Annotated in this window: 13 protein-coding genes; 7 read left to right on the top strand and 6 right to left on the bottom strand. The window is 38.6% G+C overall.

Annotated elements, in window-relative coordinates; genetic code table 11:
• Positions 1-44: 44 nt before the first annotated feature.
• On the bottom strand, positions 45-491 hold the full coding sequence (locus PULV_RS21760) for a hypothetical protein (RefSeq protein ID WP_193332654.1): 447 nt from the start codon (positions 489-491) through the stop codon (positions 45-47).
• Between the two features lie 615 nt (positions 492-1,106).
• Between PULV_RS21760 and PULV_RS21755 the strand changes: the two genes are divergently transcribed.
• Positions 1,107-2,948 (top strand): DEAD/DEAH box helicase, encoded by a 1,842-nt coding sequence (locus tag PULV_RS21755; RefSeq protein WP_086743377.1) that lies wholly within the window; start codon positions 1,107-1,109, stop codon positions 2,946-2,948.
• A 62-nt stretch (positions 2,949-3,010) separates the two neighbouring features.
• Here PULV_RS21755 and PULV_RS21750 read toward each other — a convergent pair whose 3' ends face one another.
• Positions 3,011-5,233, bottom strand: a complete 2,223-nt coding sequence (locus PULV_RS21750; RefSeq protein ID WP_086743378.1) for a hypothetical protein — start codon at positions 5,231-5,233, stop codon at positions 3,011-3,013.
• A gap of 144 nt (positions 5,234-5,377) precedes the next feature.
• Positions 5,378-5,860 (bottom strand): YehS family protein, encoded by a 483-nt coding sequence (locus PULV_RS21745; protein WP_193332653.1) that lies wholly within the window; start codon positions 5,858-5,860, stop codon positions 5,378-5,380.
• 204 nt (positions 5,861-6,064) lie between these two features.
• On the opposite strand from PULV_RS21745, the gene PULV_RS21740 reads away from it, so the two are divergent.
• The 5 genes from PULV_RS21740 to PULV_RS21720 all read left to right on the top strand — a co-directional run bounded on the left by PULV_RS21740 (position 6,065) and on the right by PULV_RS21720 (position 9,367).
• On the top strand, positions 6,065-7,453 hold the full coding sequence (locus PULV_RS21740) for a COG3014 family protein (protein ID WP_193332652.1): 1,389 nt from the start codon (positions 6,065-6,067) through the stop codon (positions 7,451-7,453).
• Positions 7,454-7,462: 9 nt separating this feature from the next.
• The gene (locus PULV_RS21735; RefSeq protein WP_086743381.1) at positions 7,463-7,915 is read left to right on the top strand and encodes a YcfL family protein; all 453 of its coding nucleotides are present in this window, start codon (positions 7,463-7,465) and stop codon (positions 7,913-7,915) included.
• Positions 7,916-7,929: 14 nt separating this feature from the next.
• Complete coding sequence (gene lpoB / locus PULV_RS21730; RefSeq protein ID WP_086743382.1) at positions 7,930-8,532, top strand: penicillin-binding protein activator LpoB; 603 nt, start codon at positions 7,930-7,932, stop codon at positions 8,530-8,532.
• Positions 8,533-8,544: 12 nt separating this feature from the next.
• A complete protein-coding gene (locus PULV_RS21725; RefSeq protein ID WP_086743383.1) occupies positions 8,545-9,021 on the top strand; it encodes an outer membrane lipoprotein in 477 nt (158 codons plus the stop codon).
• A 94-nt stretch (positions 9,022-9,115) separates the two neighbouring features.
• Entirely contained in the window at positions 9,116-9,367 is a 252-nt protein-coding gene (locus PULV_RS21720; protein ID WP_086743384.1) for an RNA recognition motif domain-containing protein, read from the top strand.
• A 1-nt stretch (position 9,368) separates the two neighbouring features.
• On the opposite strand, the gene PULV_RS21715 is transcribed toward PULV_RS21720, so the two are convergent.
• Entirely contained in the window at positions 9,369-10,037 is a 669-nt protein-coding gene (locus PULV_RS21715; protein WP_086743385.1) for a cyclic nucleotide-binding domain-containing protein, read from the bottom strand.
• Between the two features lie 184 nt (positions 10,038-10,221).
• Here PULV_RS21715 and PULV_RS21710 point away from each other — a divergent pair, with 184 nt between their 5' ends.
• The gene (locus PULV_RS21710; RefSeq protein ID WP_086743386.1) at positions 10,222-10,530 is read left to right on the top strand and encodes a DUF962 domain-containing protein; all 309 of its coding nucleotides are present in this window, start codon (positions 10,222-10,224) and stop codon (positions 10,528-10,530) included.
• Positions 10,531-10,533: 3 nt separating this feature from the next.
• Here PULV_RS21710 and PULV_RS21705 read toward each other — a convergent pair whose 3' ends face one another.
• A complete protein-coding gene (locus tag PULV_RS21705; RefSeq protein ID WP_086743387.1) occupies positions 10,534-11,037 on the bottom strand; it encodes an Mpo1 family 2-hydroxy fatty acid dioxygenase in 504 nt (167 codons plus the stop codon).
• A 97-nt stretch (positions 11,038-11,134) separates the two neighbouring features.
• Entirely contained in the window at positions 11,135-11,803 is a 669-nt protein-coding gene (locus PULV_RS21700; protein ID WP_193332651.1) for a Crp/Fnr family transcriptional regulator, read from the bottom strand.
• Between the last annotated feature and the right edge of the window lie 134 nt (positions 11,804-11,937).

Genomic DNA, 11,937 nt, shown 5'->3' with positions numbered 1-11,937 from the left:
TAAAAAAACCGACATGAAATGTCGGTTTTTTTATCTCTAGTGCTTTAAATAGCGACTTTGTCTGCATAACGTTTTACAAAACGTGTAATCGACTCACCATTGCATTTAATTTGTTTTGCATCGGTCTTAGATTTTACGACTGCTAAACCTTCTTTTGCTGCTGCAACACATATATTTGATTCATGTTTTTCATCTGCAGCAAATAAGCTCACTTGCTTTACTTCTGATTGAGCTTGCGAGGCGACGCGGGTGAAATTAGCTGAAAACTCATTGATACGTTGACCGTTGCAATAAAAATTTGGGTTGTAACGGCTAATATACTGGCCATTCTCACTTGCAAAATCTCGCGCTGCATTAAAACCTTGTTTAGCTGCAACAATACAGATTTGAGTATCAACAGACTCATTCATTGCAATGAAATCATGTTGGTTTGAAGCGACAACTTGTGTTGATGCTAATAATGCAGATACTGTAATTAGAGACTTAAACATTTGGAACCCTTCTGAACAGATGAACAATTTTCGACCGCATTATAGAGGTTGAAATTTAACCGTCAACTACATTGTTTAGTTATATTTATAATATTTGTTGCATTAAATAACCAATAACACCGGCGCTACATAATTTACATATTTAATACAGAATGCTCGCTTTTAAAGCCAAACAATCATCGATGTGTTGAGATTAGTTTACTTACACGATTCGATAGTAAACCTCATCTTCGTAGCTAACCTTTGATTGGTTACACATAGACCCTAGTAATTGCAACTAGGAAAATATCTTACTTGCTTTTAATTATTAACCCTGTATAGTGCGCACCTACTCCGACAGGTGCTTGTTTATTTTTTAAACGATTATTTAAGCCAAGGTCGGTATCATTTTAGAAAAAATGATAAAATAGCCGAGGTTTAAAGAGCCTGATGCACGTATTAGATAATTGATACGTTGCCATATCAAGACTGAGATTACGCATTTATAGAATGAGCATTTTGCTTAATTCATGGTGAGAAGTGCGACTGTTGATAGGTCAAGGGGATGTCTTTTAAGGGCTTTTGCCTCGTTCAATAATGAGAACGTTTACGTTTTCAATACTATAAGAGACATACATGACAGATACGACACAAGTTCGCTTTGACCAATTAAACCTACTTTCTCCAGTACTTCAAGCTATTACAGATATGGGCTACACGAGTCCTACTCCTATACAAGCAAAAGCAATTCCGTCTTTATTAGCAGGTAAAGATGTGCTCGGCGAAGCGCAAACAGGTACTGGTAAAACAGCGGCTTTTGGTCTGCCTTTATTATCACGTTTAGACGCTGATTTAAAACAACCACAAATGCTAGTTGTGTGCCCAACACGTGAGCTTGCAATTCAGGTAGCAGAAGCCCTAACTGATTTCTCTAAGCATATCCGCGGTTTATTTGTTGCAACCGTTTACGGTGGCCAATCTTATACACCACAATTACGTGATTTAGCCCGTGGCCCGCAAATAGTTGTTGGTACACCTGGCCGTATGATGGATCACATCAAAAAAGGTCGTTTAAAGTTAGATAACCTTAAAGCATGTGTTTTAGATGAAGCTGATGAAATGCTCAACATGGGCTTCCTAGAAGACATCGAGTGGATCCTTAAACAAATTCCAGAACAAACGCAAATGGCATTTTTCTCAGCAACAATGCCTGCTCCAATCAAGAAAATTACAAATCAATTCTTAACTGATCCTGTTCACGTTAAAATTGAAATCGTTAAATCTGATAAACCAAAGATTACTCAAAAATCGTGGTTAGTAAGCCGTATTGGTAAAACAACTGGCTTAGAGCGTATTGCTGAAGTTGTTGATTATGATGCGATGATTGTATTCGTTCGTACACGTAACGATACATTAGTATTAGCTGAACATTTAGTCAGCAAAGGCTTTAAAGCATCTGCACTTAATGGTGATATGCAACAGCAAGATCGTGAGCGTATTGTTGACCAATTAAAAACTGGCCGAATCAATATTTTAATTGCGACAGATGTTGTTGCACGTGGTCTAGACGTTCCGCGTATCACACATGTAATCAATTACGATTTACCACATGACTCAGAGTCGTATGTTCACCGTATTGGTCGTACAGGTCGTGCTGGTCGTGAAGGCGAAGCTATTTTGTTTGCATCACATCGTGAAGTCCGCAGTTTACACCGCTTAGAGCGTATCACAGACGGTAAGATTGAAACATTCAACATGCCAACAGCAGAAGAATTAGGTCAATCACGTATCGAACGTACTCAAGCTGCATTAACTAAATCAGTTGCTGAAAATGATTTAGAAAAATTCCAAGCTATCGTGAGTAAAATGGCTGAAGAGTCGAGTTTGACACCGCTTGAATTAGCCAGTGCTTTACTGTTTGAAAGCCAAATTGCGTTACCATTCCACCCTAAAGCTGACCCAGCTGAGCGTGAATTTAACCGCAATGATCGTTCTCGTGACCGTGATAATAGAGGTGAGCGTGGTGAGCGCCGCGAACGTGCGCCACGTCCACGTCGTGATAACGCAGATTTTGATACGTACCGTTTTGACGTAGGCCGTACACATGGTGTGCGTCCTGGTGATATCGTCGGCGCTGTTGCGAACGAGATTAAAATTGACTCAAATGATATCGGCCAAATCCGTTTATTTGATGGTCATACTCATGTTGACTTACCAAAGAATATGCCTAAACCGGCTTTTGATAAATTACAGCAAGTACTTATTCGTAAACGTAAAATATCACCAAGCTTAGTGACAGCAGAACAAGCTGCAGCAGCTGATGCCGAGTTCCGCCAACGTGCACCTCGTCAAGATCGCTCAGATCGTCCTCGTCGTGATTCTCAACCACGTCGTCGCAATGATCGTGGTGATAAAAAGCCAGTCCGCAGCTTTAAAGCTGGTGCAGAGCAAAGAAGCCGTCCAAGCTTCGAATCATAATCTCAGTGTTATAAAAAAAGCAGCGTGAAGCTGCTTTTTTTTATGCCGAAATCCACGTATTTCTAATCACTTTGATTAGATTTTTTCTTTTGTGATAAAGTAATTTTATTTGGATTGAGGGAGATAATTTGCGTTTTACTGATTCTATGACGATAAATTTCACGTAAATAATGAATCGCATTTTTCACGCAATCAACCGACAAGCGGATATCATTAATCGACGTAAATTGGTTAGGTTGATTGATTAATTCACGATATTTCTTTTCATACATAGGTTTGATCGCAAACCAATTGGTATCTAGAATTTTGGCTGGATTTTCAAAATCTTCTAACATAGCTTCGAGTTTAGAGGCATCAAAATCAGGCTCTTGAATAAAATCAATAATGGCATTGTCTAACGTATCATCAAAGCGGTAATCATTTTTAGCAAAGCAACGCTTAATATACGACACAATTAATGTCAGAAAATCATCACTTAAACAGGGGCTTTTGGCAATCAAGGTGGTCATAGACAGATTAGCCGATGCTCCAATAACTAATGCATAGCGTTTCAGCGTTGTATTTGGGAATAAATTATTCAGGTGCATTTTTAATTTATTTAAGTCCAGATACGATAATTTGTAATCTTTAGGCAATGACACAATAGAGACGACAGATGAACAGTTTTTAAAGAAATGTAATTCTTTTAAATTCTCTGCTTTATAACCAGATTCCAAATACTGCTTTAACTCTTCTTTATAATTTTGCGCCTCTACAGGTAATAAGCTGATCCCTTCAATGGCTTGAGTTTGCTTATTGAAATGTGGTAAATCGATAGACCTAAAAAATAAATCATCAATATCTAACGAGCCTTTCCCTCCATCACCTTTATTCTTAGTCTCATCGTGGACATTGTCTTCTACCACAGATTCCCCATATGCGATGGCGACAGGTCCCGCTAAACTCATAAATAAATCATTGGCATCAAGGCGGATTGTTTCCCCAATATCAATACCTGCACGTCTAAAATAATCTTGATCATAATCAGTCGTAACAGATTGCGCCGTTAAGATATTAAAAATTTGTTGGCTAATGTACTGATTTGCATGTTTTTCCATTGAGTTAACATCAATGTATTGCATTTCACTTGTGGCATCATTTTGCTCGGCATAACGCATAATGTCGTTTGAAATCAACATCATCGCATTCCAAGGACGCAAGCGGTTTTTAACTGCAGCTTGACTGTCATCAGCGTGCATATCATATGAGAAACACCACTCTTCAGCTAAATATTTACACAATAATCGACCCGCATTGATATGTAATGCCTCAGACATTTCTTTATGATCAGAAATATTCGGTAAAATACAAATCCCACTGGTAAAAATAGGTTCAAATACAAAAGCTTGGCTTTGAGATATTGCCTCTTTATATATTTTTGTATCGAAGGTTTTATTAATGTAAGAATATTGCTGAGCTAAGCCAAACTCTGACGCCATTCCAGAGCCTGTACCACCACCGGCACTAAATATATAAAAATAAAGACGTGATTGATTTGCTTTAATGCCACAAGAGTCAATTAAATAGGAATGGATTGACTTCCACTCTGCATTATTAAAATCTTCTGTTTGTTTGTTAAGAATTATTTTCGCTAAATATTGGCCAAGGATAGGCGCATTACCCGCACCACCGGCATGCACCTCTGATAAATCCATAATGCGTAGCTTATTATAGCTATTTAAAAACCCGTTTTGACTCCCTTTAGATGAAAAACGGATCCGCCCTTCGATGTCTTTATCTAAATCACCCAGCATGACTAACGGTTCAATTAAAAATACGGGCCGAAACACTTTGGCTGCTTGTAGGCGAATACTGCGTTGGATCCATTTAAGAGGTTTGTTTTCAGCTTCTTTTATTTTTGATAGATCATCATGATATTGATCTAAATAGTAATCTCGCGCATCGTGTACCAATGATGCAACATCTAGTGCAATATTAGAGCCACAGCGACCAAGACCAATTAAACACACAGAAGGAAAATTTGGGGGTAATTCAGTACTGTCTTCAGACACTTGATGGTCAGGATAGATGGCATTACGGAGTTGGTCGAGATTACGTAAAATTTTATTGATGTCTTTTTCTGTAAAATAACGTTGTACTTCATCTTCTGATCCTGTTGATTTTCCAGGATCTTTGACAATGATATCGAAATCATCACTAGCAGTTGATTGAGTGGGCGTACTTATTGGCTTTGCTGTTCTTGAAGATTTATTTAACAGAGGATTAATCGGTTTGTTTGTTGCCATAAAGTGCCACCTATTAGATTCAATTCCGTATATGAGTATTGAATATAGTTCACTTTAAGCAATAATGAGAATGTTACCAATTAATTGAGAAAAACAGCGGTTTATAACAAAAAAGGAAAGCTCAACGCTCTCCTTTTTGATCATTTACCCTTTAGGGCGAAATTTCAAACACAAGCCAGTTAAGAAATTACGCATAAATTGGTCGCCACATGGTTTAAAGTTTCGACTGCCACGTTTACGGAATAAGCCACCTAACTCAGCTTTTGTCACTCTAAAATCTGCGAACTTCATCACCTCAAGCATATCCTCTTCGCGTAACTCGAGTGCAACTCGGATTTTTTTAAGAATAATGTTGTTATTCAGTCGTACGCGTTCAGTACTCGGTACTGTTGTGGTATCGGGCTGCTCTTCTCTAACACCACGTTTATCAATAATGAGCCCATCTAAAAACTTTTCCAATACAACATCTGTACATTCTATGTACCCTTCTTCATCTTCTTTTTTAAGTAAGCAGCTAATAGAGAATGGCTTGATTTTATGTCCTGCAAGTAAAAATAAGGCTTGCATGCTGTCTTCACGAAGATTTAAGGCGTAACGTAAACGACGAAGTACTAAATTATTGATCATATAAAGCTCCAGATTTAAGGGCGCTTATTCTAGCATATACTAATTAATAATCCTCATCACAAAGCTGGCTCGTAGAAAATAATATCTGTAAAAATTCGTCTGTGTGTTGGCGCTACGATTTTTTACAAATTGCCTACATTTATAAACCTACGGTTCAGTTTAATCAGTTAGAATTAACGTATATTTAAATGACTCCTGAGTTGTATGCGCCTTATAAAATTACCGCACATAATGTGTTTTGGACTGTGCTTAGCCATTAATGGTTGTGCATCGATGCAATTTGGTGACTTATTTTCAACTTATAGCCAACAATTAACGCCCACACGGCAATTAATTAATGCCAATCAACCACAACAAGCACTCACTACACTTTCGCAGCATACTAAAGGTTCAAACAATTATCTTGTGTCGTTACTTGAACACGCTAAAACAGCGCACTTTGCAAAAAACTACGCTCACAGCGAGACTGTGTTTGCTGAAGTTATCGACATACTGAAACAAGAAGAGTTAAAAGCAGCGATTCAAATTAGCAATACCACACAGCACATTAGTGCTTTGGTGACGAATGATACCGCTCTTGAGTATACGCTCCCTTATTACGAACAAGTGATGGTGCACCATTACCAAGCATTAAATTACTTGTACATGAACAACATTGAGTCTGCAGTGATTGAAGCCCGAAAAGCTTATCAAGTACAGCAGCGGGCACTCAAAGATCAGGAACTCGATTTAGTTAATCAACAACTCACGCAATCCGTTACCTTAGATTCATTATCCAATACCTACGCTGAATTAGACCGCATAATAGGAAATGACCTTAAAGGGATCGATAACCCCTATACAGCCGTACTTTCAGCGATTTTACTCGAAAGTGCTGATGAGGCTAATAATGCTTATATTTCCTATCAATCAGCACTCGCACTTAATCCAACTAACGCTTATTTACAACAGCAAGTCGAGCGTTTGTCTTCACAGTTAGGGATCGAAGAGCATTCAACTCTTGGCAATAAGGGCATCCATGATTCAGACAATCAATTAATCGTTCTAATCGAACAATCACTGATCCCAAAAAAACAAGAACAAAACATTAATTTACCCATATACACAAGCCAAGGTGAGATGCGATTTTACAGTGTGGCATTACCTTCTTACTCACAAGCTCAACCGAGTGTTCCTATCAGTATTTCACTCAATGGATCAAACCTGAATAGCCAGCCATTAGTTGATTTTCAAGCATTGGCTGCAGCCAATTTAAAACAAATAATGCCGACTCTCATTGCCCGTCAAACCGCTCGATTGATTGCAAAAGAACAAGTTAGAAAAAAACTGGCTAAAGAAGGCGGTGACGTAGGAAATGTATTAGCAACTCTGTACAACATCGCCTCTGAACGTGCAGATACACGAAGCTGGTTAACTTTACCTGCTAACGCACAAATAATTACCAGCCCGTTGTCTGATAATACAGACGAGTTGTTGGTTCATTACCGTGGCCACAGCCATGCTGTTGCTATTAATCCAAAACATCAAGGGGTGACGTTAGTGACTATTTATACCGCCGATCAACTCTTTAATGTTGAAACTAGTTATTTATAAGGATTTTGAATGAAACTCTCTCAGCATATATTGCTCGCGACCTTTTGCGTTATCAGCTTAGGCTGTGTGCATAATCCAATCACGACTGGAGTGGGTACATCACTGATCCCCGCAACCACAAAATCATTAGATCAAGAGCAATTAAAGCAATACATCTCAATCGACAATTCAGCATTAGCCAATCGATTGCATTTAACACAGTCCTTAGCACGCTATCATAATGATTATCTACAAGTGAACGTCTCTGTGAAAAGTGATTATCATAAATCGCAAAAACTACAATATCAGTTTAGTTGGTTTGATAGCGCAGGATTTGAAATCGATGCAACCAAGCAAAATTGGCAAGCTATTGATCTTCATGGTGGACAACATACCCAATTAACTGGTTTAGCTAAAAACAAACAAGCTACACATTTTAAACTTTATATTCGTGAAGTGGCCACACAACTTCAACGCTTTTAAAAAAGGAAATTCAGATGAAACATACATACTTAATTAGCGCGCTTGCAATCAGTGTTCTAACACTATCGGGTTGTGCAAACCGTGCCGTTGTCAGTTACGGTGATGCCAATGCCGTCGAAACAACCGACATCAGTTTTGGTTCCACTGATTTACAAAAAATGGCGAATGAAATGACCGATTCAATGCTGCTTTCTCCTGTCGTCGGCACCTTAACTCAAAACAACCGCCCTGTTGTATTTGTTGAGCGAATTAAAAATAAAACCAGCGAACACATCGATACTGAATCTGTGACAGACTCTATCTCGACTAAATTGCTTCGTTCAGGAAAGTTTCGCTTTGTAGACATGACTCGTGTCGATGCAGTCAAAGCGCAACTCAATTTTCAAAACGATTCTGGAATGGTAGATCAAAATAAAGCCGTGTCGTTTGGTAAACAAACCGGTGCGCAATACATGCTGTATGGGAACCTATCAAGCATAGTGAAAACCAACAAAGATGTTGCCGATGTCTATTACAAATTCACCTTACGTTTACTCGATTTAGAAAGCGGACTCATTGAGTGGGCAGATGAAACAGAGATCCGCAAAACTCGTCAAAAAGCCAAGATTGGCTGGTAATAGGAGGAGACAATGTCTCGCGCATTGACAATCACGTTTTCATTTTTGATATGTTTGATACCAACACTGCTTGCCGCTCACCCTTATGAGCGCAACAAAGCAGTGCCAGTTGAAAAAGTATTATTTGGTTCAATTAATAGCGTTAAACACCTAACAGAACAAGAGATCCGGTATGACAAAGATAACGGCTGGCATCGATTCGGCGGAGCCTTGATTGGCGGGGCAATCGGTAATCAGTTTGGTGATGGCAGTGGACAGGTAGCTGCCACCATTTTAGGCGCAATGATTGGCAGTAATATGTCAAAGAGCCACACCCGTTCAGGACAAATTATTCAGCATCAATTGGTCGAATTGTTAATTACAACAGAACAAGATGAACAGTTTATGGTGCTACAAGATTATGATAATCGAATGGTGTTCAAAAATGGTGATAAAGTGCGTTTGGTTTATCTTACCAATGGCCTAGTGAGGGTCGATATAGCCTACTAAATAACCATCAAAATTATTAGGGGCTGTGCAACAGAGCTGTTATTCTATCGGGCTATGCGAAAGCATCTCCTTTTTACTTTAGAAAGTTAATTAAATGAAAATTTTAGTACGTAACCTTGCAAAATCTGTCACAGAAAACGAATTAACCGCCCTTTTTAGTCAATACGGAGCGGTTCAATCGTGTTCGCTGGTACTTGATTCACAAACAGGCCAATCTAAGGGGTTTGGTTTTATTACTCTACCTAAAGTGGGTGAAGCGAAAGTGGCCATTAAAGAATTAAATGGCATCAATTTATCAGGTTCTGTGATCAGAGTTAAAAAAGCAGAAGATAAACCAACTGAATAAGTTAGCCCTGACGTAGTTTTTTTGCTAAATCCTGGGTGATCATCGCCTCTACGGCATTTTTCATCGCAGGATTACGTTTTAGTAAATCTTGCAGTATATCTTGTGGCCAATACAAAATTCGTGTGGGCACTGACACGATAACATCCGCATTGGCTGCTTGCTCCAACGTGAAGCTCATTTCCCCAACAAAATAGCCATCTCGAAGTTGTACAATGGTTTTGCCATCGACGACAACATTCACCTCACCATTATAAATGAAATACAAAGCCGGGACTTTTTTACCTTGCTTAGTTAATACATCTTCTGGTTCAAAAGTTTGCCATTTACCTACTTTGATTAATTTATAAAATTCAAATGGACTAAAACGAGAAAAGATCGTTGCGTATAGCTCCTTTTCTTCTTCACTAAAGCGGATTGATTTCTCCCGATACCATAGAAGCGCAATCATCGCAGCATTAATGACCACCAACGCCCCTTCAGAGAAGATATCAAGCCAAAGGGGATCAGCCGGGATAATATAATAATAAACAACAAAGCACGCAGACGAAAAAATAGTTAATACACGTAACCAAAAAATAGAACTACAGCCAAATGCGCCTAAAGCGGCGATGTAAGCAATAAAATAAATCGTGTAACCAAACCAGTCTTGTAAAAATGCATCAAATGACATTGTGATTCCGTTTCGCAGTTGTGATTGAGTCTATATGCAAGGAAAGTTTGGTACTCAAACCCAACTAAATCCAATTTTAAATAATAAAATCAGCAATAAAAAATAAAACGTTTGTGTCCCTATCAACAAGGCTAGACATTGTAATGAATAAAAGGCATGGTAAGTTTTTCGGTTTAAAGCGTGAATGAGTATGAGCAAAAATCAGCAAACCTTTGAGCAGTTTTATCAATTCTACTTGTCGCAACACCAAAATCGAGTATGTCGTTGGTTGCATTTCATCGGCACACTTTTGCTTATTTTACTGACGGTCTTTAGCCTTTATACAACTCAATATACGCTATTATGGCTGCTACCATGCATCGGCTACGGGTTTGCTTGGATTGGTCACTTTGTGTTTGAGCAAAACAAACCGGCGACATTTAAAGCCCCGGTTAGAAGTTTACTTGCTGATTTTAGACTCTTTTTTGATATGCTCTGTGGACACTATCATTAACAGCTAGGTTTGATTTTCGACAATTCCAGCTTGCTGTTCAATGGTACTTTTTAACTCTTTAAACAAACCAAGTAAAAACAGCATTTCAGCAATAACAAATAACGGACCAATTACCAATCCCATTAAATCATCGACAAAAGCTGGTTTTTTACCTTCAAAGTAATGCCCTACAAATTGAAACACCCACCCAATGACAAATAGCGCGATACCAAGTAACAATGCATGCTCAAAGTCACTGATTACCGATGCAACCAGGCATAGTAGTGCCATAAATAACGTCATGATTACACCCAGTTTAATATCGAGTTTTATATAAAATCCACAAGTAATTACTGCGATAACCACGCCCAACTTCATGGTTAAGCCTAAAAGTGGCAACATGATTAAATTAAGTAACACTATGATGCTAAGAACGATGAGAGGGATACCAATAAAGTGCGTGTTGATATTTCGGGGATCGCGGTGATAGCGGGCATAATTAATTAAATGTTGCTGCAATGATTTCATATTTATCTACTTTAGAGTATTGATATAAATACAATAGCATTGTCTAAAAGCAGACACTGTCAGTTAGCTGACATTTAACAATAAAGTTGCCGATATTTTATGTTGAAAGGCGCATTAACGCAGGCCAGTCGAGTACTTCAATATGCTGGTAGTTGAGTTTGATAATATGCAAAGCAGCCAATTTTTTAAGACTCTGATTGCACGTTTGCCGTGATGTTGCCGCTAACTGCGAGAGTATTAATTGATTAATTGGTAATCGTGTTGTCGAGACCGTTTGTTCAGTATAATTACGTCCTAACATGAGCAACTGGCGGATCACACGCTCATGAGCTGGTAATGTTTGTAGCACTTCATAAGCACTGAAAATAAGACGTAACTTATTACTGACGAGCTGCGCAATATGCTGCCAATAAACCGGATTATCAGCAAGAAATTGGCGTAAACACAATGATGGAACGTGCAGTAGACGGCACTCGGTGATACAACGTGCGTCATGTGTGCGAGGCGCCCCATCAATTAAAGACACTTCCCCAAACCAAATCCCTTTATTAAGTACCGCTAATATCGCTTCTTCACCCTCTAAATTGATATTTGAAATGCAGATCAAACCCTCTAGCAGCACAAACAAGCCGTTGTCAGCTTCACCATTTCGAAAGACATATTCATTCATGCCCAAGGTTGTGCATTGCCCAGAACTCAATAAAAAATGTGCAAATTCTTCAGGTAAACTTGCAAACCAAGGATCTGTTTTCAGTAATGTATGCACAAATAAAAGTAGCTTCTATAAAACAAAGCCTAAGACTGTCGCAATTAACGTTATCATTCAACTGATTTATTATTTTCCAACTAAAACTAACATCAACTATCAGATGACCTTCAATACAATGACATGAGAAAAAG

This window comes from Pseudoalteromonas ulvae UL12 (genome assembly GCF_014925405.1).
Lineage (GTDB): Bacteria > Pseudomonadota > Gammaproteobacteria > Enterobacterales > Alteromonadaceae > Pseudoalteromonas > Pseudoalteromonas ulvae.
This window is presented reverse-complemented; position numbering and strand designations above follow the sequence as displayed.

What these genes read in the sequence shown, in the direction of transcription:
- PULV_RS21760 (WP_193332654.1), bottom strand. Translation starts at nt 491, where the DNA reads ATGTTTAAGTCTCTAATTACAGTATCTGCATTATTAGCATCAACACAA.
- PULV_RS21755 (WP_086743377.1), top strand. Translation starts at nt 1,107, where the DNA reads ATGACAGATACGACACAAGTTCGCTTTGACCAATTAAACCTACTTTCT.
- PULV_RS21750 (WP_086743378.1), bottom strand. Translation starts at nt 5,233, where the DNA reads ATGGCAACAAACAAACCGATTAATCCTCTGTTAAATAAATCTTCAAGA.
- PULV_RS21745 (WP_193332653.1), bottom strand. Translation starts at nt 5,860, where the DNA reads ATGATCAATAATTTAGTACTTCGTCGTTTACGTTACGCCTTAAATCTT.
- PULV_RS21740 (WP_193332652.1), top strand. Translation starts at nt 6,065, where the DNA reads ATGCGCCTTATAAAATTACCGCACATAATGTGTTTTGGACTGTGCTTA.
- PULV_RS21735 (WP_086743381.1), top strand. Translation starts at nt 7,463, where the DNA reads ATGAAACTCTCTCAGCATATATTGCTCGCGACCTTTTGCGTTATCAGC.
- lpoB (WP_086743382.1), top strand. Translation starts at nt 7,930, where the DNA reads ATGAAACATACATACTTAATTAGCGCGCTTGCAATCAGTGTTCTAACA.
- PULV_RS21725 (WP_086743383.1), top strand. Translation starts at nt 8,545, where the DNA reads ATGTCTCGCGCATTGACAATCACGTTTTCATTTTTGATATGTTTGATA.
- PULV_RS21720 (WP_086743384.1), top strand. Translation starts at nt 9,116, where the DNA reads ATGAAAATTTTAGTACGTAACCTTGCAAAATCTGTCACAGAAAACGAA.
- PULV_RS21715 (WP_086743385.1), bottom strand. Translation starts at nt 10,037, where the DNA reads ATGTCATTTGATGCATTTTTACAAGACTGGTTTGGTTACACGATTTAT.
- PULV_RS21710 (WP_086743386.1), top strand. Translation starts at nt 10,222, where the DNA reads ATGAGTATGAGCAAAAATCAGCAAACCTTTGAGCAGTTTTATCAATTC.
- PULV_RS21705 (WP_086743387.1), bottom strand. Translation starts at nt 11,037, where the DNA reads ATGAAATCATTGCAGCAACATTTAATTAATTATGCCCGCTATCACCGC.